23 protein-coding genes are annotated in these 23,318 nt (G+C 43.7%); 22 read left to right on the top strand and 1 reads right to left on the bottom strand.

Going from position 1 to position 23,318, the window contains the following annotated elements; all coding sequences use genetic code 11:
- Positions 1-95 precede the first annotated feature (95 nt).
- Positions 96-470 (top strand): desulfoferrodoxin family protein, encoded by a 375-nt coding sequence (locus tag T546_RS0106675; protein WP_026890952.1) that lies wholly within the window; start codon positions 96-98, stop codon positions 468-470.
- A 112-nt stretch (positions 471-582) separates the two neighbouring features.
- Positions 583-1,746, top strand: coding sequence for a DUF4317 domain-containing protein (locus T546_RS0106665; protein ID WP_026890951.1), 1,164 nt, complete (start codon positions 583-585; stop codon positions 1,744-1,746).
- Here the strand turns inward: T546_RS0106665 and T546_RS0106660 are convergent.
- A complete protein-coding gene (locus T546_RS0106660; protein ID WP_026890950.1) occupies positions 1,743-2,861 on the bottom strand; it encodes an acyltransferase in 1,119 nt (372 codons plus the stop codon). The two genes, T546_RS0106665 and T546_RS0106660, sit on opposite strands and share 4 nt — an antisense overlap.
- A 139-nt stretch (positions 2,862-3,000) precedes the next feature.
- Here T546_RS0106660 and T546_RS22955 point away from each other — a divergent pair, with 139 nt between their 5' ends.
- From T546_RS22955 to T546_RS0106560, 20 genes are all read left to right on the top strand, one after another.
- The gene (locus T546_RS22955) at positions 3,001-4,740 is read left to right on the top strand and encodes a restriction endonuclease FokI C-terminal domain-containing protein (RefSeq protein WP_034598069.1); all 1,740 of its coding nucleotides are present in this window, start codon (positions 3,001-3,003) and stop codon (positions 4,738-4,740) included.
- 124 nt (positions 4,741-4,864) lie between these two features.
- Entirely contained in the window at positions 4,865-6,505 is a 1,641-nt protein-coding gene (locus T546_RS0106650; RefSeq protein WP_026890949.1) for a SulP family inorganic anion transporter, read from the top strand.
- 526 nt (positions 6,506-7,031) lie between these two features.
- Positions 7,032-7,196: a YezD family protein gene (locus T546_RS25875; protein ID WP_330371881.1), complete on the top strand. Its 165-nt coding sequence runs from the start codon at positions 7,032-7,034 to the stop codon at positions 7,194-7,196.
- Between the two features lie 90 nt (positions 7,197-7,286).
- Positions 7,287-8,159: a radical SAM protein gene (locus tag T546_RS0106640; protein WP_026890948.1), complete on the top strand. Its 873-nt coding sequence runs from the start codon at positions 7,287-7,289 to the stop codon at positions 8,157-8,159.
- A 17-nt stretch (positions 8,160-8,176) separates the two neighbouring features.
- Complete coding sequence (locus tag T546_RS0106635) at positions 8,177-8,536, top strand: NifB/NifX family molybdenum-iron cluster-binding protein (RefSeq protein WP_026890947.1); 360 nt, start codon at positions 8,177-8,179, stop codon at positions 8,534-8,536.
- Positions 8,537-8,556: 20 nt separating this feature from the next.
- Entirely contained in the window at positions 8,557-10,002 is a 1,446-nt protein-coding gene (locus tag T546_RS0106630; RefSeq protein WP_026890946.1) for a nitrogenase component 1, read from the top strand.
- Position 10,003: 1 nt separating this feature from the next.
- The gene (locus T546_RS0106625) at positions 10,004-11,290 is read left to right on the top strand and encodes a nitrogenase component 1 (protein WP_026890945.1); all 1,287 of its coding nucleotides are present in this window, start codon (positions 10,004-10,006) and stop codon (positions 11,288-11,290) included.
- Between the two features lie 33 nt (positions 11,291-11,323).
- Complete coding sequence (gene nifH, locus T546_RS0106620) at positions 11,324-12,163, top strand: nitrogenase iron protein (RefSeq protein WP_334291586.1); 840 nt, start codon at positions 11,324-11,326, stop codon at positions 12,161-12,163.
- Between the two features lie 13 nt (positions 12,164-12,176).
- A complete protein-coding gene (locus T546_RS0106615) occupies positions 12,177-13,640 on the top strand; it encodes a nitrogenase component 1 (protein ID WP_026890943.1) in 1,464 nt (487 codons plus the stop codon).
- Entirely contained in the window at positions 13,640-14,938 is a 1,299-nt protein-coding gene (locus T546_RS0106610; protein ID WP_026890942.1) for a nitrogenase component 1, read from the top strand. Before T546_RS0106615 ends, T546_RS0106610 begins: the two co-directional genes overlap by 1 nt.
- A 27-nt stretch (positions 14,939-14,965) precedes the next feature.
- Positions 14,966-15,388, top strand: coding sequence for a NifB/NifX family molybdenum-iron cluster-binding protein (locus T546_RS22950; protein WP_034598066.1), 423 nt, complete (start codon positions 14,966-14,968; stop codon positions 15,386-15,388).
- A gap of 17 nt (positions 15,389-15,405) precedes the next feature.
- Complete coding sequence (locus T546_RS0106600) at positions 15,406-16,233, top strand: transporter substrate-binding domain-containing protein (protein WP_026890941.1); 828 nt, start codon at positions 15,406-15,408, stop codon at positions 16,231-16,233.
- Positions 16,234-16,238: 5 nt separating this feature from the next.
- Entirely contained in the window at positions 16,239-16,940 is a 702-nt protein-coding gene (locus T546_RS0106595) for an amino acid ABC transporter permease (RefSeq protein WP_026890940.1), read from the top strand.
- Complete coding sequence (locus T546_RS0106590; RefSeq protein ID WP_026890939.1) at positions 16,937-17,647, top strand: amino acid ABC transporter permease; 711 nt, start codon at positions 16,937-16,939, stop codon at positions 17,645-17,647. Before T546_RS0106595 ends, T546_RS0106590 begins: the two co-directional genes overlap by 4 nt.
- Positions 17,640-18,395 carry an amino acid ABC transporter ATP-binding protein gene (locus tag T546_RS0106585; protein WP_026890938.1) on the top strand — a complete coding sequence of 252 codons (756 nt, stop codon included), beginning with the start codon at positions 17,640-17,642 and terminating at the stop codon, positions 18,393-18,395. The genes T546_RS0106590 and T546_RS0106585 overlap by 8 nt, the downstream gene beginning before the upstream one ends.
- A 39-nt stretch (positions 18,396-18,434) precedes the next feature.
- The gene (locus T546_RS22945; RefSeq protein WP_051629635.1) at positions 18,435-19,538 is read left to right on the top strand and encodes an iron-containing alcohol dehydrogenase family protein; all 1,104 of its coding nucleotides are present in this window, start codon (positions 18,435-18,437) and stop codon (positions 19,536-19,538) included.
- Complete coding sequence (gene hisC / locus T546_RS0106575; RefSeq protein ID WP_034598064.1) at positions 19,531-20,634, top strand: histidinol-phosphate transaminase; 1,104 nt, start codon at positions 19,531-19,533, stop codon at positions 20,632-20,634. The genes T546_RS22945 and hisC overlap by 8 nt, the downstream gene beginning before the upstream one ends.
- A 4-nt stretch (positions 20,635-20,638) precedes the next feature.
- Complete coding sequence (locus tag T546_RS22940; RefSeq protein WP_051629634.1) at positions 20,639-21,748, top strand: aliphatic sulfonate ABC transporter substrate-binding protein; 1,110 nt, start codon at positions 20,639-20,641, stop codon at positions 21,746-21,748.
- A 14-nt stretch (positions 21,749-21,762) separates the two neighbouring features.
- Positions 21,763-22,527 carry an ABC transporter permease subunit gene (locus T546_RS0106565; protein WP_034598062.1) on the top strand — a complete coding sequence of 255 codons (765 nt, stop codon included), beginning with the start codon at positions 21,763-21,765 and terminating at the stop codon, positions 22,525-22,527.
- Positions 22,528-22,533: 6 nt separating this feature from the next.
- Entirely contained in the window at positions 22,534-23,286 is a 753-nt protein-coding gene (locus tag T546_RS0106560) for an ABC transporter ATP-binding protein (protein WP_026890935.1), read from the top strand.
- Positions 23,287-23,318 lie beyond the last annotated feature (32 nt).

Here is a 23,318-nt window from a genome sequence, read left to right as displayed (position 1 = left end):
TTTTCCCGGTGGAATATCTTGTAAAACCAACCTGAATGTGGTATACTTTTCTTTGTAATTTCTTTTAGAAAACATACATAAGGGAGGTTATTCACATGAAGTTTTTAAAGTGTAATCATTGCGGAAATATTGTTGCGGTCGTTGAGGAAAAGGGCGGTACCATTACCTGCTGTAACGATGAGATGAAGGAGCTGGTTGCCAACACCACGGATGCAGCTACTGAGAAACATGTCCCTGTCATTGAGGTCAACGGGGAACACGTAACTGTTACAGTAGGATCTGTAGAACACCCTATGCTTCCGGAACACTTTATCGGCTGGATTGCCCTGGAGACAAAACAGGGAAATCAGAGAAAACTGTTGAGTCCAGGAGAAAAACCAGTTGCCGAATTCATGCTTACAGAAGGCGATGAAGTCATTGCGGCCTACGAGTACTGTAACCTCCATGGCTTATGGAAGGCAGAAGCATAAACAAAAAGAGTGAAAAGCTCACAGGCCATATGGTCCGTGAGCTTTTTTTAAGGGACCTGGCCCATGGGGTTAAGGCAAATGGCTTAAGGCCACAGATAGGAGAAACAAGGACATGAATAAAAAAGAGACCAATGAAATAAAAAAGCTTTATACCCCAGCCAATTGTGCCATCAGCAGAATCTGCGGCTGCTATGTGGATGCAGAAAAAAATAAAAGGACTGAGCTTAAAGAAGCGTTCCTATCCCTTCCAGAGGAGGAGGCTTTTAAGTATTTTACTATTTTTAGGAGCGGTCTGTCTGGGTCTATAGGAAAGAATCTGGTAAATATGGAGTTTCCTCTGTCAACAGAAGAGGAGGGAGGAACTCAGAACTTTCTGTTAAAGCTGAGGGACAGCCAGCTAAAGGATGACGCACTGATTGAGGAATTTTATGATAAGCTCATTGCAAGCTATGATTACGGCGAAAATTACTACATAATCTTGATTCACTGTGCTTATGATATTCCGGCAAAATCCTCTGATGGCCTGGAGATGTATGATGCTTCTGACTTTGTCTATGAGTTCATACAGTGCGCCGTATGTCCGGTGAAGCTTTCAAAAGCAGGTCTTTGCTATAATTCAGAAACCAATGTAATTGAGAACAGAAGCAGGGACTGGATTGTGGAGGCACCGGATACAGGCTTTATCTTCCCGGCATTTACAGACCGGAATACGGACATTCATGGACTGCTTTATTATTCCAAAAACCCGGAGCAGATGCCGGAACGGCTCATTGACGAGCTTTTGGGCTGCTTCATACCAATGTCAGCCAAGAGCCAGAAGGAGACATTTCAGGCAATCGTAGAGGAGACTCTGGGAGAAAATTGTGATTTTGAGACCGTAAAGAACATTCATGAAAGTCTGAATGAGATGTTAGAGGAGACAAAGGACGAACCAGTTCCCTTTACTTTGGACAAGTATCAGATGAAACGGCTTTTGGAGACCAATGGAGCCAGCGAAGAAAAGCTTTTGGAATTCGACCAGAGGTTTGAAGCCGACGAAGAAAAAAAGAATCCTGGTTTTATTGCTTCCAACGTGGTCAACACCAAAAGCTTTGAGATTAAGACAACGGATGTGAGCATTAAGGTTGCTCCCGACAAGACTCATTTGGTGGAAAACCGCATGATCGATGGCCGTCCCTGTATTGTAATTGGCATCAGTGAGCATGTGGAAATCAATGGAATCACTGTTAGGCCGATAGCAGCCCAGACACAAGCCTTAGAGGAGGATGTGGATTAAGTCCTTTTAAAAAGTCTTTGAACGAGAAAGACAACGGTCTGGTCATAAACAAAGGCAGAAACAGCAGACAGAGAGAGGACCAGGAGAAAGGCAAGAGGAATATTATCCGTAATGCCAATATGATCCCGGACCACATAGAGCACTGCCCAGTGTACCATCAATATGGAATAGCTGTATCGAATTAAGAATTTCATAATCCGCCCTGGAGACGGAAGTTTGTTTTCCAGGGAACGGAGCAGCAGAAAGATGGAGCCGCCTAATAGTGTCATCATGGGAGCCCCATCTGCCTGTAGGATGGCTTCATAGTCCGAGCGAATGAAAGTCACCAGAACCGTACCTGCCAGTGAGACTGCTGAAAGCACATAGAATTGATGCCTTTTCGGCAAGGAAGCCGGGTGTGCAAAATAATATCCCAGTAAAAACACCCCCAGCCAGGGGCTTATCATTAGAGATAAGTCAATAGGCAGGCCAAAGACAGGCAGATAAAGGGACACACAGCCCATGAGAAGAATGATTGCAGCAAGCCCATGAAGCAAGCCGTCGGATAAGTTCTTTAATAGAATAGAAAAAAACGGTGCCAGGAGATACAGGGATAAAATCACATATATGACCCAAAGGTGAGGCGCCCAGTCTATGGGGCCAGCAGCCATATCCTTTAAAGCCATTATAAGGCCACTAAATAATCCGGAGTTAAAATACCGGGTAGATAACAGTATGTAGATGAAATAGTAGCAGACAAAAGGGATAGCCACCTGGGTAAAACGCTTGTAATAAAATTGCAATAAGGAGCCCTCTGTTCTGTTTAAAATCAAGGCGCCGCTATTCATGATAAACAGGGTATTGCATACAAGGAGAATTGAAATGACCGCCTGTATAGCCAAATAGCCGCTTCCTTCCCTTTCCATCTCTGCGGTGGAAGAATCCACACAATGAACCAGTATCACAAGGAGCGTAGCAAGTAACCGTATGTAATCAAGATATCGGATTCTTTTTTCACTTCCTTCTTTTCCGGCAAATAAACTTTTAATATAGCTTCTGTCCTTTTTGAAATTTTTCACGTGGAGAAAAAGGGATGTAATAAGAAAAAACAATATCATAAGCTGTAACTTTCCCATGTTCTTTTGTTCCTTTCCTGCTGTTTTCTTTGGGCAATCTGCATTATATCACAGAATCACTCCCTGAAACAAACCAAAACGCTTTGCGCATCACATTGGGCTATGCTATACTTTAAGAAAAAACGAAGAGGAAATAACAGTGGCAGACAGAACATTTGGCTGGGTACAGGAGGCTTATACCCTGGGAAATTTAAAGAATGTGGTATCCGTATTTGTGCCGGGATCCAGAATCAACCGGCTTCTTTGTACGGATAAAATCCCAAGACTTATCTCCGAAAAGGATGGAAGGGATGATTTTATCCGTGAGCTTTCTGAGGAGATAATATGTATTCCATATACCCATCTGAAGGGAAAGGGAACCCCTGTCGGTTATACAAGAAGCAATGCACCCTGTTCCGGCATCATACAGGCCGTGCTTCCAGGGCAGCGTAAGGAATACCAAAGCGACTGGCCTGCAGATTCCTTTTTAAGATGGGCTGTCAGTGTGGGATTTCTTTCCTACAGCAGAACACAGGATGCTTGTTCCATTACAGAACTGGGTCATCAGTATGCATTGGCTTTGGAAGGAAGCGAAGAAGAGGCAGAAGTCCTTAAAACAGCATTTTTATCTTATCCTCCAGTTTGCAGAGTTATGTCCTTATTAGGGGAAGAAGAACATCTGACGAAATTTGAAATAGGTGCAAGACTTGGCTTTATCGGGGAAGCTGGTTTTACTTCTATCCCTCAGTACATGATATTAGAAGGACTTTTGGAAGCAGAAACAAAAGAGGAGAGGACAAAGCTTTTACAGGATACAGAAGGTACCAGTGATAAGTACGTCCGCACCATTTGCAGCTGGCTCATACAGATGGGCTGGATCAGCAAGGTTGCAAAGGAAGTGACCACAGGTACCGGGAAAAAGAGCTCATCGGCGATGATACCTCAGTCTTATAAGCTTACACTAAAAGGAAGAACGGTAATAAAGCACATAACAGGAGTATCCAGATTTGCCAGGATTCCCAAGCGGGTCATGTGGGACATGCTTGCGACTAAAGTGGCTGACCGGGACTACTTAAGAAACAGAAGGACCTATATTATAAAATACTTGGAAGGCAGCTACCGTTCCCCTGTACAGATTAAGGAGTATTTAGAGAGCAAAGGGCTTGAAGAAGAAACAGAAACCATACTTGATGATATCAGAAGCTTTGAAAACATCGGCCTCCAGGTGAAAAAATCAGGAGATACCTACCGGATCATGGAGGAGATTGTGGGCTTAGAGCTTCCGGAAGATGGAGAATTTGCCTCGCCTGTTAAATCAGAAGTCTCTGTTTTTAAAGATTATCTAAGAACTCATTTGACTCATGTGGACCACAGATATTTGATTTTAGTGGATCTTGGCTTTGACGGAAGCTCAGACCGTGATTATGAGATGAAGACAGCGGAGCTTTTTACAGCCGAACTTGGGTTCATGGGCGCAAGACTTGGGGATACCAGAAAGCCTGATGTGTGTGTGTACCACGGAGCCCATGGGCTGATCATTGATAATAAAGCATATGGAAAAGGATACTCTCTTCCAATCAAGCAGGCGGATGAGATCTATCGGTATATTGAGGAAAATAAGGAGCGGGCTGTTCGTTTAAATCCAAACCAGTGGTGGAAGGTCTTTGACGAGTCTGTGGCTCATTTCCGGTTTGCATTTATCTCAGGTTCCTTCACCGGAGGCTTTAAAGACCGGATTGAACTTATTTCCATGAGGTCAGGAATCTGCGGAGCGGCAGTCAATTCCGTCAATCTGCTCTTAATGGCAGAGGAGCTGAAATCAGGAAGGCTTAACTATGAGGAATGGTTCCAATATTTTGATTGCAACGATGAAATCTCCCTTCCAATGTCCCTTACATAGCCGTTTTTCCGCATTATTCTTGTACTAATTGAGAAACATTCAAAAATAGCTTGCATTCTTCCCTTAACAGAACTATATTTTAAAATGTTTGTTAAAATATAAAATATACAAAGGATAAGAAAGCATGAAAGATATGGTACCCCAGTTTTTTTTATCAATGAAGCATTACACAAAAGAGCAGTTTGTTAAGGACTTTATATCGGGAATTATTGTTGCTATTATTGCACTTCCTCTTTCCATAGCTCTTGCCCTTGCTTCTGGAGTGACTCCGGAACAGGGACTTTATACAGCGATTGTGGCTGGTTTTGTCATTTCCTTTTTAGGAGGCAGTAAGGTACAGATCGCAGGTCCTACAGCAGCATTTGCTTCTATTGTTGCAGGCATTGTGATAAAGAACGGTATGGATGGCCTTGCACTGGCTACCGTGATGGCAGGTATCATTCTGGTTCTTATGGGAGTGCTCCGCTTAGGAAGCCTCATCCGCTTTATTCCTTTTACCATAACCACTGGATTTACCACTGGTATCGCAGTCACCATATTAATTGGTCAGATCAAAGATTTTCTTGGACTGACCTTTATGGAGGCACCAGTGGAGACCATGGGAAAGCTAAAGCAGGTGGTTTTGTGCTTTAACACCTTTAATCCCATGACATTTCTTGTTGGAGTCTTAGCCCTGGGAATTCTTGTGGTCTGGCCCAAATTTGTGAAAAAGGTTCCGGCTTCCCTCATTGCAGTCGTAGTGACCGCATTTTTTGTAAAGTTCTTTGAGCTTCCGGTCAATACCATCGGAGACCTTTATACCATATCACCAAGCCTTCCGGCATTTCATGCACCTGTTTTTTCCTTTGAATTGATGGGAAAGGTTCTGCCTGATGCCCTGACCATTGCAGTTCTAGCAGCCGTAGAGTCCCTACTCTCCTGTGTGGTGGCTGATGGAATGACAGGAGGCAGGCATAATTCCAATATGGAGCTTGTTGCCCAGGGAGTCGGTAACACCTGTTCCGCATTATTTGGAGGAATTCCGGCGACCGGAGCCATTGCGCGGACTGCCGCCAACATTAAGAATGGAGGCCGGACTCCGGTGTCAGGTATGGTACATGCAGGACTTCTTTTACTGGTTCTCGTTTTCCTTATGCCTTTTGCCGCTCTTATTCCCATGCCTGCCATTGCAGCCATACTTTTTATGGTGGCTTATAATATGAGTGAATGGAGAGAGTTTCTTTCTATTCTTAAGACAGCTCCTAAAAGTGACTGGTCAGTACTCTTAGTTACCTTTATTCTGACTGTGGCATTTGATCTTGTAACTGCCATTGGTGTAGGGCTGGTAATTGCCTCCCTGCTGTTCATGAAACGGATGGCAGATGTGGCAGAGGTAAGCGGCTGGCGGTATCTGGAGGATGAAAAGGAGATCGCAGGTGGTGATCAGGCGGATTTAAAGCCTGTACCAAGACACGTATCCGTGTTTGAAATCAATGGCCCCATGTTCTTTGGAGCGGCTGATAAGATATCAAAGGTAGTGTTAGAAGACGGAAAGCGAGTGCTGATCTTAAGAATGCGAAGTGTTCCGGCCATGGACTCTACGGCATTAAAAAGTCTTCATAAGCTTTACGAGAATTTAAAAAAGAAAAATGTAGTTCTGGTTCTTTCCCACGTAAACCAGCAGCCAATGTCCATTATGGAGAAGGCTGGTTTTGCAGATTTAATAGGAAGAGAGAATTTTGTCTGCAGTATTGATGATGCGCTTTTGCGTGCATCAGGACTGTAAAAAATGAAATATTATTTATAAAATTAACCGCTGGATCACTCCATATGATTCCAGCGGTTATTATTTTGTGACAATACACCTTTGAATACTGCAAATAAAGGACAAGACTTAATAACATAAATAATTGAAAAAAAATATTGACAACAGAAATATATGATACTATAATTACATACATATTAACATATAAAGATAATAGGAATTAAGAAAGGACGCCTTACCTATGAAAAACACAGTCTATTTTACAAAGCAAATTTCATCTGTCAACAAAGATAATGGTTGCTGTTATTGTAAGGCTGTGTGCATGTGTATGACTACGGTCTGTTTTCATCTGTATTAGTCCGCCTGAATCCCAATTGTTAGGAGCAGCCAGGTACTAATATGGTACCTGTTTTTTATTACATAAAATTGATTGATCATATTCTATCAATAATACAGAGAGAGATTCAGGCCATAGAAAAACAGATCCACATGCATTATGAAAGGAAACCACCTGATAATGAAAGATTAAATCTTAACAGGAGAGAAGGTGATTCAAATATCCTATTCCAATGCTTCCCAACCTGAAGCGGAATACATCAGACTGATTCGAGAGATGGCAGAAGATGTTAAATATGGTTCAATCACTATTACCATTCAGGATGGAAAAATCGTGCAAATTGATAAAATTGAAAAAATCAGATTAAAGGACTGACTGGACAACCGGAGGTTCTGATATAGCATAAGTGCGTATCAGGCAAAGGTTGTCTTTTTTGTTATCTAAATTTAAGAAAGCGAGAATATTATGGCAAACACATACTCTAAACTTCAAAATTCTCACCCCTGTTTTGGGGGCAACAGAAATAACACAGGCAGGATTCATCTTCCCGTAAGCCCTGGCTGCAATATATCCTGTAAATTCTGTGACCGGAAAATCAATGACCATGAGGAGCGGCCCGGAGTAACCTCCAAAGTGCTTTCTCCCGAAGAGGCACTGGAGGTGTTAGAGAAAGCCTTAAAGCTGTGTCCGGAAATTACAGTTGCCGGTATCGCAGGTCCAGGGGATACCCTGGCAACGGATTATGCCCTTGATACATTTCGTCTAATCAAGGAGCATTATCCTCAGCTGATTAAGTGTATGAGTACCAACGGGCTGCTTTTAAGTGAACGGGCGGAGGAAATCATTGAGCTGGGAGTAGAATCCGTGACCGTAACAGTCAATGCGGTGGATCCTGAAATTGAAGCAAGGCTGAACCGCTTTATCGTATATCACGGCAAAGTTTACATAGGCACGGAAGGCGCCGCCATTTTAATTAAAAATCAGCTGGAGGGCATCAAAAAGATTGCGGATGCAGGCATTACGGTAAAGGTAAACTCCGTTCTGGTTCCAGAAATCAATGGAGACCATATCGAAGAAATTGCCAGAGCCGTGAAAGAGGCTGGTGCCAGTATTTATAATATCATTCCTCTAATACCTCAGTCGGATCTTTCTGGTGAAAAAGCACCTGGCTGTAAAGAGATTGACGAAGCCAGATCACTAGCAGGAAAACACATTGATGTTTTTCGCCACTGCCAGCATTGCCGTGCCGATGCAGTCGGAATGCTTGGGGGTAAAGATTACGGAGACATGATTTATCAAAGAAGAGTAGCTGGCAGTGATACATTTTCTCATGGATAAAAAAAGGCGGGGAGATTATGAGATATAAAATAGGAATTGCGTCATCAGACGGTAAGGTAGTGAACCTGCATTTCGGGAAGGCCAGTGTGTTTTATATTGTAGAAGCGGACAGCGAGACTATGACCTTCCAATATATAGAAAGCAGAACAACAGAACCTGTATGCCAGGGGCAGGAGCATGATGAGGATCAGTTATTTTTGCTGGCAGATCGGTTAAAGGATTGTGACTATGTTTTGGTCAGTCAAATAGGCAGCGGAGCCAGAGCGGCATTGGACCGCTTTCACATTGATGCATATGAACTGCCAGGACTTTTAGAAGAGTCCATACAAAGACTGCTTTCCTTTGTGGAGGTTCAGAAGTTGTTCGTGGAAAGATAGATAGGAGAGGAATCAATACTATGAGTGAAACTTATTCAGGAATCAGGGAAAGCAGGCCAAAGAGGTACAATGACCTGGGTACCACGGGAGTCAATGCCGAATCGGATTATAAAAAGGGCTGCTTAAAGAAAGCAGACCGAAGCTTTGCCCAGGGGCTTCAATGCCAGCAGATCAACAGCATGGCAGCTTTAATGTCTCTGGAGGATTCTGTCTTTATCGCCCATTCTCCTCAGGGCTGTGTAGGCTGTACGTCCATGGCTGTGGACCAATACCGGGTAGGGCAGGCCCACAGAGGGGTAAGGCATATTAAAAATCCAAGAATCATAGTTTCAAACCTGGATCAGAACAATGTAATATTCGGTGGAGAGGAAAAGCTAAGAAAGGCAGTGGAAGATGCCGTAGAAAGGTATCAGCCGAAGCTGATCTTTGTATTTGCTTCCTGTGCATCAGGAATTATAGGAGACGACATTGATGCCATCATAAAGGAAATTCAAAAAGACACGGAAGCTCTGATCATTCCCATACACTGTGAGGGATTTAAATCAAAGATCTGTGCCTCCGGGTTTGATGCCGCCTTTATCTCCATTAACAAATACATATTAAAGCAGGAGAAGTTAGAAAAGCAGGAGGGGTTGGTAAACCTGTTTGCACCGGTATCCATAAGCTATGCGGATCAGGTGGAGATGGAACGTATGTTATCCCTTCTTGGATTAAAGGTGAATTATATTCCATTTTACAGCTCCTTAGAAAAGATGAAGGAGATTCCGGCTGCTCAGGCTTCCACTTCCATATGTAAGGTGTTCGCCGATGAATTTATGAAGACCTTATATGAAGATTACGACATTCCTTATTCCCATACCGTTATGCCCATTGGGGTGCGCAATACAGATATCTGGTTTCGCGGAATTGCAGGTGTGGTGGGAAAGGAAAAAGAAGCCGAGGAGATTATTGCAAGGGAGCATGAGCGGATACTTCCGCTGGTGGAATCCATTAAAAACAGGCTGAAAGGTAAACGGGTATTCATCTGTGGAGGAACCGGCCGTTCCTTTGCGGCAGCAGCGCTCATCGATGACTTTGGAATGGAGCTTGTGGGACTTGAAACACCTACCTACGATGAGGACGCCCAGACAGATATTGAATATTTAAATACCATCCACCCTGACTTTGTGATTGATATCGCAAATATGCAGCCCTTTGAACAGGTGAATCTGGTGAAAAAGCTAAGACCTGATGTATTCATTGGAGTGCCGGAGTGGGCAGCTAAGCTTGGGATTCCAACCACTCATGTTCTCGATATGAAACGGCCTACCATGGGCTATGACGGGCTTTTGTTCCTGGGGAATAAAATAGCGGATCAGCTGGAGAATCCGGGATTTAACATTAAGCTGTCTCAGCATATCAAGCTTCCTTACAAGGATAGCTGGTATCAGGAAGATGCATTTAAGTACATCATTGGAGGTGAATGAAATGTCTGAAGTAGTTGAAAATCCAAGGGGCGGCTGTGTGCTTGCCGGAATCAATTCTGTGCTGGGTGCCATTGACCGGGTATGCCCCATCTATCATGCAGGCCCTGGATGCTGTATGCAGTCAACGGCATCTGACCAGGGACAGTCAGGAAATAAGAATTCCTGTTTTGTCAGCAGCGTTTCCATACCTTCCACCAATATGCTGGAACGGGAAGTGGTGTTTGGAGGAACGAAAAAGCTGGAAACCACCATACAGGGAGCCATTGATATCATGGATGCAGATGCATTTTTCGTCCTTACAGGTTGTACGGCAGGCATTATCGGCGATGATATCGTAAGTATTACGGATAAATTTAAGGAGAAAGGCCATAAAGTCTACCCCATTGATACACCTGGTTTTGCCGGAGACAGCAATTTAGGGTACGAGGTCATCTGGAACACCATGATTGATCAGGTCATGGAAGAGCCGAAAGAAAAGGTGGAAAATCTGGTCAATTTATTTGGTATCATACCTTACCATGACCCTTTCTGGAGCGGTAATTTAGAAGAGATTTCAAGGCTCTTAAAAAAGCTGGGACTTAAGGTAAATACATTTTTTACGGAGCATCAGACCATTGAGACCATCAAAACGGCTCCAGAAGCGGCACTGAATATCATCCTCCATCCATGGATATTCAAGGGTCCGGCAGGAAAGTTTACTGAAAAATTTGGAGTTCCCTCCATTCGTTATCCCGGAATTCCCATTGGTGCCAGTGATACCAAGAGGTTTTTATTCATGGTGGGTGAGGCATTAAACATTGATGACCGGCTTTTGAATGAGGTCATAGAGGAAGAAGACGATTACGTGTACCATTATCTGGCTCAGGCCATTGGTACCTTAAGCTGGAAACGGTTTGCAGTGGCAGCAGATGCAAGTACTGCAGTTGGAATCACCAGATATCTGGCAAACGATTACAGTTTTACTCCGGTTCTCGTTGTGATTACGGAACCGATTTTCAGACAGGAGGATAAGGAGAGGATTATTGCTGAACTCACCAGTCTGGAATATGCCAGGCCCCCTAAAGTGGTATTTACTGCGGATCAGTATGAGATCAATAAAGTCCTTATGGAAGAGGAGGATATCACCCTTGTCATAGGAAGCAGCAATGAGGAGGAAATCACCTCTTTAAAGGAAGTGCAATTTATCGTAGCTGCATTTCCAATCAAAGACCGCCTGATTTTTAACAGAGCCTACGCAGGCTACCGGGGAAGTCTCACATTAATCGAAGATTTGTATGACAATTTATAGAAGATAGGAAGGAGTATTATAACCATGGGAGAAATCAGACAAATTGCTATTTATGGGAAAGGAGGCATCGGAAAATCCACCACCACTCAGAATCTGACTGCAGGATTATCGGAGCTTGGAAAAAAGGTTATGGTCGTAGGCTGCGATCCAAAGGCAGATTCTACAAGACTGCTTTTAGGCGGATTGGCGCAGAAGACGGTTCTTGATACCTTAAGGGAAGAAGGGGATGGTGTAAAGCTTGAACGAATCTTAAAGGAAGGGTTTGGAGGAACCAGATGTGTGGAATCAGGGGGACCGGAACCAGGGGTAGGCTGTGCGGGAAGAGGTATCATTACCTCCATCGGACTTTTAGAGAATCTGGGGGCTTATACTGAGGACCTGGATTACGTATTTTATGATGTACTTGGAGATGTGGTCTGCGGCGGCTTTGCGATGCCGATCCGGGAAGGGAAGGCAAAGGAAATCTATATCGTAGCCAGTGGTGAGATGATGGCACTATATGCAGCGAATAACATAGCAAAAGGAATTAAAAGATACGCGAAGTCAGGAGGAGTAAGGCTGGGCGGAATTATCTGCAACAGCAGGAATGTGGACCGGGAGCTGGATCTCCTACGGGCCTTTTCCAAAGAACTTGGAACAAAGCTTCTTTACTTCGTTCCCAGAGACAATATTGTTCAGCATGCGGAGATCAACCGCAAAACTGTCATTGAATATAGACCAGATTCCAGTCAGGCTAACGAATATAGAAGCCTTGCACAGGCCGTGATTGACAATAAGGATTATTCCATTCCAACCCCTATGGAACAGGATCGGCTGGAGGAAATACTTCTGGAGTTCGGACTGATGAATATCGGGGATGATTATAAAATCTAAAGGGAGGAAGATTATGGCAATCAATTTATCAAATTCGAATCTGGCGACCAGAGAGAACCGGTTAGGCTCCATTACTGGATATGTAGGAGATTTACACGACCTTGCCAGTCAGAGCAAATGCGGCAGCTTAAAGGGATGCGGACGGTGTTTTTCTCAGTCCAGTACCTGCTTATCCGGTTGTGCACTGGGCCAGCTGGGAGGAATCCGGGATATCGCCATCATTCACCATGGACCGTCCGGCTGTTCTGCAACAGCAAGCTCTCAGTATATCGTGACCAACCAGGTAGCAGCCAAACGAGGGGTCATCAATAAATCTGTTTATATCGGGACAGATATGGATGAGAACGATACCATTTTTGGCTCTACAGAAGCACTCTCGGATATTATTTTGGAGGTGAACAGACGATATCAGCCAAAGGCTATCTTTGTCAGCAGCTCCTGCGCGACCGGAATTATCGGTGAGGATATTGACAGTGTTGTGGAGGAATTAAAGGATCAGATTTCTGTACCCGTGATTCCGGTTCACTGCGAAGGCTTTAAATCAAGAATCTGGGCCACAGGCTTTGATATTTCAGACCATGCCGTGCTTAGCGGAATCGTAAAGCCGCCAGAGAAAAAAAGGAACACCATCAATTTTAAAAACTTTTATGAAAGTGCCAGAAATGAAATCATAGAAATTTTCAAAAACTTTGATCTGGACCCCATATTTTTATATGCCAATGCCACCATAGAAGAACTTGAGCACTTATCCGAATCCGTAGCAACTACCTGTATTTGCGGTACCCTGGGAAATTATCTTGGAAATGGTCTGGAGGAAGCTTATGGAGTTCCTTATATCCGAACCATAAATCCTTTGGGAATTGTTGGATTTGAGACATGGCTCAGAGAAATCGGAAGGGTTGCAGGAAAATCATCAGAGGTAGAAGCCTACATAGAAGAACAACGAAGCATCTATATTCCTCAGATCGAAGAAGTGAAAAAGGAATTAAAAGGTCTGAAAGCAGTTCTTGGCATGGGCCCTGGTTATACCTTTGAAGTGACAAGAGTCTTAAATGAACTGGGAATCGAAGTGGTCTGGGCATTGGCCTGGCATTATGACAAGAAATATGAAAATGGTGAAGTTCCTCCCGCCATGAGCTATCTTCTTGACAATGATATTAACTTTGAGACCAGTGTGGCGGACCAGCAGAATTTTGAGGTGATGAACATCTTAAATAAGTACCGTCCCGACCTTTATCTATCCAGACATCCAGGTTCTACGGTATGGGCCATTAAGCAGGGGACTCCGGCGATCTTTGTAGCGGATGAATATATGATATTTGGCTACAAGCACACCCTGGAATTTGCTCATACGGTCCTTGATACCATAAGAAACAGAAGCTTTGAACAAAATTTGGCAAAGAGAGTAAAACTTCCTTATACCGACTGGTGGTATCAGCAGGAGGTGGGGAATTTCTTAGAGGAGGCGATTGGCTGATGGCAAAAATATTAGATAAGCAGCGTTACAAGTGTGCGATGAGCGCCATGCAGACGGTTCAGGCAATAGACCGTGCCATTCCTGTTCTCCATTCCGGCCCAGGGTGTGCCCAGAAGCTTTCAAGCTCCTCTGGAAGCTCCGGCTATTTTTCTCCCAATATTTACCCCTGTACCAGCATCAATGAAAAGGACGTGGTGTTTGGTGGAGTAAAAAAGCTGGAATCTACCATCCGGCATTCTCTGGAGGTCATTGATGCAGATCTGTATGTAGTGCTGACCGGCTGTATCCCTGAAATTGTAGGAGATAACACAGAGGAAGTGGTGGAGGGATTTCGGGATGCCAGAAAGCCGGTAATCTATGCGTCAACCGCTGGATTTAAGGGGAATAACTACAAAGGTCATGAGCAGGTCATCGATTCCATTATTGATCAGCTTTTGGAGCCTTCTGATATAAGGGTAAAGGGACTTGTAAATATATGGGCAGATGTACCTTATCAAAATGAATTCTGGCATGGGAATTTCCGGGCACTGGAGGATCTCATAAAAAGACTTGGATTGGTTCCTAATATCATCTTTGGCTACAACAGAGGGTTAAGCAGTGTAAAAAAGATCCCGGCGGCAGAATTTAATCTTCTCATTTCGCCATGGGTAGGTCTTGGTAATATGAAAAAAATGGAGCAGAAATTAAAGATTCCCTTCCTTCATTACCCAACCCTTCCCATCGGCGCATTTGAAACCAGCAAATTTCTTCGGACAGTAGGAGAGTATGCGGGTGTGCCAAAGGAAAAGGTGGAAGCCATCATTGAGGAGCAGGAAGCCTATTACTACTATTATATAGAGCGCTATGCCGATCTGTTCCTGGAGACCAGGGTAATGTCAAAACAATTTACCGTTGTCTCAGATGCACATTATGCACTGGGAATCACCAAATTCCTGGTCAACGATTTAGGGCTGTTCCCTGCAAAACAATTTGTAGTGGATGACACTCCAAGAGAATACAGGGAGGCAATAAGCTCCTATTTTAAAGATTTAAATTATGGAATAGAGGCTAGTGTCAGCTTTGAAACTGACGGATTTAAGATCCACAATGAGATCAAATCCCACGATTACCACGGTTATCCCCTGATCCTTGGAGGCTATTGGGAAAAAGAGGTGGCAAAACAGACCAACGGTCATTTTTTAAATGTCTCATGGCCGGTGAATGAAAGGCTTATTATGAATAGCTTCTATGTGGGCTATGACGGAGGTCTGAAGCTGATTGAAGACATCTATTCCGTGGCAAAGACCAGATTCAATTAACCGGTGAGTGTGAAAGGAGGGAACGCCATGTCCTATAAAATAGCAATCGCATCATCGGATCAGGCTAACATTGATTTAAACTTTGGCTCGGCAGCGGAATTCCTGATTTATGAAGTATCCGATGATGGAGCGTTTGGTTTCCTGGAACGAAGAACGGTTTTCGAAACGGCTCTAGAAGGATCGGTCTCTGCCTGCCCGGATAAGGGAGAATGCAAAGGAGGCGGCTGTCATGGCAGCGGTCCTGCCAATCCCAGAGTGGATTCCATTGCCGACTGCAGGTGCGTACTTAGTAAAAAGACCGGAACTCCCATTTTAAAGCAGCTGGATAAAAAAGCCATCAGCTCCTTTGAGGTAGAGGGGGACATTGAAGAGGCTCTGCATAAAATAACGATGTATTTTCATAGGGTGGATCATCATCAGACGCTGAGAGGCATTGCCAATGTAAGATAGAAATTAGGAGAATGATTATGAAAAGTAGAATGAGACAATATGTTTTTGCTGGTTTTTTAACGATTCTGGGGGGAGTTACTTTAGCCGGCTGCGGGAAAAAGGAAGCCTCAGCGGGAGGCGGAGCTGAGAAGGTAGTAGTAGGTACGGGAAACTCTTACGAGCCTTATTGCTACTTAGACGATAAGGGAAACTTAGCAGGGTATGAATACGAAGTATTAAAAGCAGTGGATGAATTACTTCCCCAATATGAGTTTGAATATAAGACCTCTGATTTTGCCAATGTGCTCATCTCTCTTGATGCAGGAAAGATTGATATCGGAGCGCATCAATATGAATGGAACAAGGAACGGGATGAAAAGTATCTCTTTGGAAAGGAACCATACACAACCTACGTCACCTATCTGACCGTAGCAGGAAACCGGGATGATGTAAAGTCTCTTGACGACTTAAAAGGGAAAAAGGTAAAGAGTTCCTCCGGATCAAATTCCGCTTACATATTGGAAAACTATAATAAGGATCATAAGGATAATCCGATCAGAGTTGATTATGTAAATAATTCCACAGATGAAGAGACCATTACCGGGCTTTTAAACGGAGTATGGGACGCTACCATTATGACTGCCCGGGATGTTGATAAATTAAATAAAAGCTATGAAAAGGGAAGCCCGTCGATTAAAGTAACCGGTGATCCGGTTCAGACATCCTCCACTTACTTTGTGTTTGCAAAGGATAATACAAAATTACAGGAGGCAGTGGATGGAGCGTTAAAGCAGTTAAAAGAAAATGGAACACTTGCTAAGATATCCGTGGATGTCATCGGCGGAGATTATACAGAAAGTGAGTAATTCATATGGGGAAACTGTTTGCCTGGGATCGGTTTTACGAAAATATTCCTAAGATTCTTCCGTACCTGTCAGTTACCTTTTCCATTGTGGTCTATGCAACTGTTTTTGGAGTTCTTCTTGGAATGGTCATCGTTCTGGTTCAGATAAAGAAAATACCGGGATTAAGTCAATTGGTCAAAGTCTATGTATCCTTTATGAGAGGAACACCCATGCTGGTACAGCTGATGCTGGTGTATTATGGGATCCCGGCACTTTTAGACCCTGTTCTTGGAACGAAGATAAACCGGGAGTGGGGGGCAGTTAATTTTGCTTATGTAACCTTTATTCTCAATCAGGGGGCATTTCTTTCCGCTATTTTTTACAGTGCCATCACCTCCATTCCCTATGGGCAGACAGAAGCTGGCTTAAGCGCAGGACTTACGGAATTTCAGACATTTTACCGGATCGTATTGCCTCAGATGGTTAAGACGGCTCTGCCTCCCTTTGGATCAGATCTGGTGGGTCTGTTCCAAAATTCCTCCCTTGTATTCCTGATTGGAGTCACTGATATCATGGGAAGAGCAAAGACCATTGGCACCGCCACAAAGCACGTACTGGAAGCTTATGTGTTAGTGGTAATTATCTATATTGTTATTAGCCTTTCTGTCAGGCTGGTGTTCTTTCGGTTAAACAATAAAATGAACTATGGAAAAGAGGAAATCGGATGAATTTTAACCTGGATCATTTTAAAGAAAGTCTGATATATGGTCTTATCTATCTGCCAAATACCTTAAGACTGGTATTCATTCCATTGGTGATCGGTTTGAGTCTGGGAACTCTGATTGCACTGGTACGTGTATACAAAGTACCAGTCATAGGCTCGCTATTGGCATTATTCGTCACTGTTTATCAGGGAGTTCCTATTGTTGTGGCTCTTATGATCTATAATCTGATATTTATGCTGAAATTTAACGACCTGGCAGCCTTTCTCCATCTTAAAAGTGAGGTTTCCGATGTAAATAACATCTGGGTGGGAATATTTGCTTTAAGCCTGACGTCTGTCTGTTCCATATCAGAGGCAATCCGGGGAGCCCTTCTCTCCATTGATAAAGGGCAGAATGAGGCTGGTGATTCCGTGGGGCTTACAAAGGTCCAGACGATAGTAAGAATCATTATCCCCCAGATGATTCCAGTGGCCATTCCCATGCTGATTAACAATGTGGTAGGACTGATTAAAGCTTCTTCCGTTGTTATGGCTATCGGCATTGTGGAAATCGTGGCGGGTGCAACAATACCAAGCTCCAGAACCTATGCATTTTTCGAAGGGTATGCCGCTGCCGCAATGATTTACTGGGCATTTACGGCAGTTGTGGAAGGTCTGGCCCAGAAGTTAAAGAAGTATACCGGTAAATTCAGGAGGAATCTTTATGATTGAAGTGAAAAATATCAAAAAAGAGTTTGGAAAGCATCTGGTCCTTAAGGACGTATCGGTAAAGGTAGAAGACGGTCAGGTGGTGGTTATACTAGGCCCCAGCGGATCAGGCAAAACTACCCTGCTTCGCTGTATCAATTTTCTTGAAAATGCAGACAGCGGAAGACTTACCATTGGTGATACGGAGGTGGACTTAAAGAGGGCAGGGAAAAAGGAGATTTTAAATATAAGAAGGAAGACCGCATTTGTGTTTCAAAACTACAATCTGTTTGCCAATAAGACGGCCATTGAAAATGTGATGGAGGGCCTGGTGACAGCAAGACGTGTACCAAAGGCCAAGGCGAGAGAGCAGGCAGAAGAAGCACTGAACTGGGTGGGATTATCCGACCGATACGATTATTATCCTGCACAGTTATCCGGCGGACAGCAGCAGAGAGTAGGAATTGCCAGGGCATTTGTTTTAGACCCTGAAGTGATACTCTTTGATGAACCAACCTCTGCCCTGGATCCTGAGCTTGTGGGTGAGACACTTGACATCATCAAACGGGTGGCAGAAAAGGGAATAACCATGATCGTAGTGACCCACGAGATGTCCTTTGCCCAGGATGTGGCTGACAAAGTCATATTTATGGATGGCGGGGTTGTGGTTGAGGAGGGGACTCCGGAAGCTATTTTTTCAAATCCCAGGGAGGAGCGGACCAGACAGTTTTTATCCAGGATCATTTCCCTGGATCCCAATTATTCCATTTAGGTGGATACAATCTGACAGAAAAACCGAAAGGAGACTGTGATGCTGCAAATTAAAACACCAGAAATTTACATAAGCGAGCCAGGAGCCATCAAATTATTGGGTTCTTTGGTGAAACCATATGGAAAGCGTACACTAATCATATGGTCAAAGACAGCAAGGAAGGTTACGGAAGATGATGTAATCGAAAGTCTTGGAGTGGAAAGAATCCATTATATGGAGTATCAGTTTGAAGGCTATCCCACCTTGCAAAAAGCAGAGGAAATTGCAGCCCTTGCAAGGGAGAACGACATAGAGATTCTGATTGCAGTCGGAGGAGGAAGAGTCATTGACACAGTAAAAGCAGCCGGTGATCTCTCTTCGCTGCCGGTGGCATCCGTACCTACGATTGCTGCCACCTGTGCAGCATGGGCAGCCCTTTCCGTACTTTATACAGATGAGGGAAATTTCAACCATTTCAGGCATAATAAGCAGTCACCAAAGCTGATTGTGGCAGATACCAACATACTGGCCAAGGCGCCTGTCCGGTATTTAAGAGCAGGTGTAGTGGATACGATTGCAAAATGGTATGAGACAGCCGTGCATCAGGGAAACAGCTTTTCTTATTTAAATTCCGTTAATAGTGCAAAGCTGGCCTTTGACTTTCTTGTGAAGGACGCAGCAAAAGTAATTGATGCTTCCATTGATAAATCCATTGATGAGAAAACAGTAAAAACCGTAGATGCCATACTTTTTCTTGCAGGCAATGTGGGAAGCTATGTAGGGGATAAGGCTTTCTCCGGGTTTGCCCATCCCTTTTACCATTCCTCCAGAATCATAAAAGAAACACGGAATACACTTCATGGAGAGCTGGTTGCCTTTGGACTGATCATGCAGGCAATTCTGGAAAAGAAACCCCAGGACCAGATCGAAGGGATTGTCAGAAAGTTTCAGGAGCTTAAGGTTGCTTTCACCCTGGAAGAAATCGGAATCTCTGAACAGGCAGAAGCTAAGCTGCAAATCATTTCTGACAGAATCCATGAAGTTTTTCCTGACCTTTTACTATTGGAAGGTAATTCTGATGAGAAAGCCATCGTAAATGCTGCATTTGAAGCCGATGCCTATGTAAAATCAGTCAGAAGGGAAGGGGAAGAAATCTATGGTTAAGGAAAGAAGCGGAGTAGAAAAAATCGCCCCTTACCAGGCGGCTAAATCCTTAGAATCTGTGAAACGGGAATATGGTCTGACTGAAATTATTAAATTAGCGGGAAATGAAAACCGGTTAGGCTGTTCCTTAAAGGTGGCGGACCTTTTAAAGGATCGGCACAGCCAGCTGTCTTATTATCCAGATCCCAACTGTACGGAGCTGAGAGAAACCCTAAGTAAGCTTCATCAAGTAGAACCGGAACAGCTGGTATTTGGAAATGGCTCTTTTGAACTAATCGCTCTCATCGCTCATGCATATCTGGAGGCGGGAGAAGAATCCATCATTCCATATCCCACCTTTGGCTGGTACTTAAATGTGACCTTGCAGATGAACGCAATCCCGGTACTAGTACCTTTAACGGAATTTGCTATCGACTTAGAAGCAGTTACACGAAGTATCACTGATAAAACAAAGGTAATCTGGATCTGCAATCCCAACAATCCCACCGGTACCATTTTAGACAAAGAATCGTTACTTTCCTTTGTGGAAAAGGTTCCAGAATCTATCTTGATCGTTCTTGATGAGGCTTACATTGATTTTGTGGAGAAGGAGTATTTCAATACCATAGATATCATCAAAACCCATGAGAATGTAATACTTCTCCGCACCTTTTCAAAGCTATACGGGCTGGCTTCCTTCCGTATTGGCTATGGCATAGGAAGTGGTTCCCTGATTCAAAGAATCAATAAAATCAGAAACCCCATAAATGTCAGCTATACTGCTCAGCAGGCTGCCATAGTAAGCCTGGAGGATGAGGATTTTAAACAAAGGGTTTTAGAAAATAACAGGAAAAGCCTCCATTTATACTATTCCGAGTTGGAAGGACTGGGGTTAAAATACATACCTTCCAATGGAAATTTTATATTGTTTCAGGCAGGAATGAAGGGAGAGGAAGCAGAAGCCCTGTTTCTAAAGAATGGCATTATTATAAGAAATGGTTCTGAATTTGGCCTTGATGGGTTCATACGGGTATCTGTGGGTACTTATGAAGAGAATGTTAAGGTCTTAGAAATACTTAAAAAAAACATAATAGAGACGCGCAATCAGGAGGAGTAAGAGAATGAAGAAAAAAATCGCAATCATATCGGCAGCCATGGCAATATTTTTAACTGGCTGTGCAGCAGCATCAGGCCCTAAGGCACAAACGGAGCCGGCAAAGCAAGAAGCCCAGACACAGTCACAGTCCCAGTCTCAGTCCCAGTCTCAGTCCCAGTCTCAGTCCCAGCCAAAGGATCAATCAGCAGCCGGGGAAAAGATTCATCTGCGTTATGGAATTACAGGCTGGAAGGTTCACGAAGCACTTTTAAAGGCAGCGGGACTTGATGATTTTGATGGTTACGATGTGGAATACTTTGTATTCCAGGGCGGAAATCTCTGTCTGGAGGCATTGGCGTCGGACCAGATTGATTTTACCGGCACCAGTGAGATTCCTCCAATTGCTGCTTCCCAGGCACAGGGAGGAGGCAATTTTAAGATCATTTTAATCAACAGCAGCAGCCCTCAGAATCAGGAGGTCGTGGCGTTAAAAACATCAGGAATCAATTCAATTGCAGATCTAAAAGGGAAAAAAGTAGGGTACATAAAAAATACGACGGCCCATTACTTTTTAAACGAAATGCTGAAAAAGGAAGGTTTGTCCTGGAGTGATATCGATCCTGTGGAAATAACCACAGCGGATGGAGTGACTGCACTCATTGGAGGTCAGATTGATGCCTTTGCCAGCTATGGAAATTCTATCAATGCTTCAAAAGCCAATGGAGCTGTCACAATAGGGGATGCGGTCAATATCCTTTCCGGTAATTTTCCTTTTGAAATATCCAATACTGCTTTCAAAGACGAGAAAAAAACAGAAGCAATCGCCGATTATTTTGCCAGAGTTCAAAAAGGCTATGAATGGGCAGAAACTCACTTGGAGGAATGGGCAAAAATACAGGCAGAGCCTACGGGAAGCACCTATGAAGAATCACTTGACTTACTAAAAAGGACCTATAAGGACAGAGGATATTTATATCATTTTATAGGGATTGATGATAACGTCGTTTCTTCAGAACAGAGTGTTGCGGATTCCTTTTATGAGCTAAAGGTATTGGATAAAAAAGCAGATGTTTCATCCTTTTATGATAAGTCTTTTTATCCAATATACGAAAAAGCTCTGAATAATCTAAAATAAGGCGGAATGCAGATATGGTGGTAAAACAAAGAGGAAGTATATTAAAGTTAGGGATCCCATGGATCATACCGGCACTCGCTCTGCTCCTGTGGTATTTATCTACTCGCCCAGGTATGAATAATACCTTAATGCCTTCCCCTGATAAAGTTATCATCCGTGTAGGGGATATGATAAAAAGCGGCCAGCTGTTAGAATATCTATCAGTCAGCACAGAAAGGGCGGCAAAAGGGCTTTTGCTTGGAGGCCTCATTGGTCTGACCTTGGCATTTCTGACAGGCTTAAATAAGCTGCTGGATCTGACCTTAAATACGTCCATACAGATGCTTCGGACCATACCGGTTCTGGCGGCAATCTCTTTGATGATTATCTGGTTTGGAATCGGAGAAAGGGTCAAGGTGTACATGGTTGCATTCGGCGTGTTTTTCCCCATTTATATCAATACTTACCATGGGATTAAAAGCATAGATAAAGGCCTAATGGAAATGGGGGCAGTGTATGGACTGGGCAGAATCCGCATCTTTACAGAAATTATCCTGCCAGGTGCCCTTCCCTCCATTTTGGTAGGACTCAGGCTCTCTCTTGGAACCATGTGGCTGCTTTTAATTGCCTCCGAACAGATAGCCACAGACGCAGGAATCGGCTATATGGCAATGTCCGCCAGAGAACTTTTGCAGATGGATAAAATCGTACTTGCAATTATACTCTATGCAATTCTTGGAAAGCTGTCAGATTTTGCAGCCACCTGGTTGGAAAGGACATTAATTCGATGGAGGGAGTGATATTCTATGGAAACGAAACAAGAGGGTTATGAGATAAAGATTGAAAGCCTTACGAAAAGATTCGGAGTTAACACCATACTAAAAGACATCAATCTGACCATAAAACCAGGTGAGTTTATTGCAATCGTAGGGAAAAGCGGCTGTGGGAAAAGCACTCTTTTAAGACTGATGGAGGGACTGGAAACTCCAACAGAAGGGGAAATAAAAATTAACGGAGTAAAAAAGACAGGAGTCGACAGCAATATCCGCTTTGTCTTTCAGGAACCCAGACTCCTTCCCTGGAAAAAAGTCATTGACAATGTAACCCTGGGGGCATCAAAGCATGACGAAAATCTGGCAAAGCTGGCTCTGGAACGTGTCGGTCTGTCAGAAAAGGAGACGCAGTGGCCTCACGTACTAAGCGGAGGTCAGAGACAAAGGGTATCCCTTGCCAGGGCCCTTGCCGGGCATCCCAAGGTGCTTTTGTTTGACGAGCCATTAGGAGCTCTTGACGCTTTAACAAGACTGGAGATGCAGGACCTGATTGAAGCTTTGTGGAAGGAGCTTGGATTTACGGCAATTATCGTAACCCATGACGTAAGTGAAGCAGTGAAGCTGGCAGACCGGGTCATTATTATAGAAGATAATGATATCCGGCTGGATATAAACATTGAACTTCCACGCCCAAGAGTGACAGGAAATGACAGGAGCTATTATGAAAAAATCATACTGTCTCATATCATGAGGGAAAACGAAATAACAAGAGACTATGCCATATGATTCCTGTACATAGAAAGCGGCCGATTCCTAAG

The organism is [Clostridium] aerotolerans DSM 5434, from assembly GCF_000687555.1.
Classification (GTDB): domain Bacteria; phylum Bacillota; class Clostridia; order Lachnospirales; family Lachnospiraceae; genus Lacrimispora; species Lacrimispora aerotolerans.
The sequence above is the reverse complement of the archived record's forward strand: the minus strand, read 5'-3'. Positions and strand labels throughout refer to the sequence as shown.

Coding starts and splice junctions, on each gene's coding strand:
- T546_RS0106675 (WP_026890952.1), top strand. CDS start 96: ATGAAGTTTTTAAAGTGTAATCATTGCGGAAATATTGTTGCGGTCGTT.
- T546_RS0106665 (WP_026890951.1), top strand. CDS start 583: ATGAATAAAAAAGAGACCAATGAAATAAAAAAGCTTTATACCCCAGCC.
- T546_RS0106660 (WP_026890950.1), bottom strand. CDS start 2,861: ATGGGAAAGTTACAGCTTATGATATTGTTTTTTCTTATTACATCCCTT.
- T546_RS0106650 (WP_026890949.1), top strand. CDS start 4,865: ATGAAAGATATGGTACCCCAGTTTTTTTTATCAATGAAGCATTACACA.
- T546_RS0106640 (WP_026890948.1), top strand. CDS start 7,287: ATGGCAAACACATACTCTAAACTTCAAAATTCTCACCCCTGTTTTGGG.
- T546_RS0106635 (WP_026890947.1), top strand. CDS start 8,177: ATGAGATATAAAATAGGAATTGCGTCATCAGACGGTAAGGTAGTGAAC.
- T546_RS0106630 (WP_026890946.1), top strand. CDS start 8,557: ATGAGTGAAACTTATTCAGGAATCAGGGAAAGCAGGCCAAAGAGGTAC.
- T546_RS0106625 (WP_026890945.1), top strand. CDS start 10,004: ATGTCTGAAGTAGTTGAAAATCCAAGGGGCGGCTGTGTGCTTGCCGGA.
- T546_RS0106615 (WP_026890943.1), top strand. CDS start 12,177: ATGGCAATCAATTTATCAAATTCGAATCTGGCGACCAGAGAGAACCGG.
- T546_RS0106610 (WP_026890942.1), top strand. CDS start 13,640: ATGGCAAAAATATTAGATAAGCAGCGTTACAAGTGTGCGATGAGCGCC.
- T546_RS22950 (WP_034598066.1), top strand. CDS start 14,966: ATGTCCTATAAAATAGCAATCGCATCATCGGATCAGGCTAACATTGAT.
- T546_RS0106600 (WP_026890941.1), top strand. CDS start 15,406: ATGAAAAGTAGAATGAGACAATATGTTTTTGCTGGTTTTTTAACGATT.
- T546_RS0106595 (WP_026890940.1), top strand. CDS start 16,239: ATGGGGAAACTGTTTGCCTGGGATCGGTTTTACGAAAATATTCCTAAG.
- T546_RS0106590 (WP_026890939.1), top strand. CDS start 16,937: ATGAATTTTAACCTGGATCATTTTAAAGAAAGTCTGATATATGGTCTT.
- T546_RS0106585 (WP_026890938.1), top strand. CDS start 17,640: ATGATTGAAGTGAAAAATATCAAAAAAGAGTTTGGAAAGCATCTGGTC.
- T546_RS22945 (WP_051629635.1), top strand. CDS start 18,435: ATGCTGCAAATTAAAACACCAGAAATTTACATAAGCGAGCCAGGAGCC.
- hisC (WP_034598064.1), top strand. CDS start 19,531: ATGGTTAAGGAAAGAAGCGGAGTAGAAAAAATCGCCCCTTACCAGGCG.
- T546_RS22940 (WP_051629634.1), top strand. CDS start 20,639: ATGAAGAAAAAAATCGCAATCATATCGGCAGCCATGGCAATATTTTTA.
- T546_RS0106565 (WP_034598062.1), top strand. CDS start 21,763: ATGGTGGTAAAACAAAGAGGAAGTATATTAAAGTTAGGGATCCCATGG.
- T546_RS0106560 (WP_026890935.1), top strand. CDS start 22,534: ATGGAAACGAAACAAGAGGGTTATGAGATAAAGATTGAAAGCCTTACG.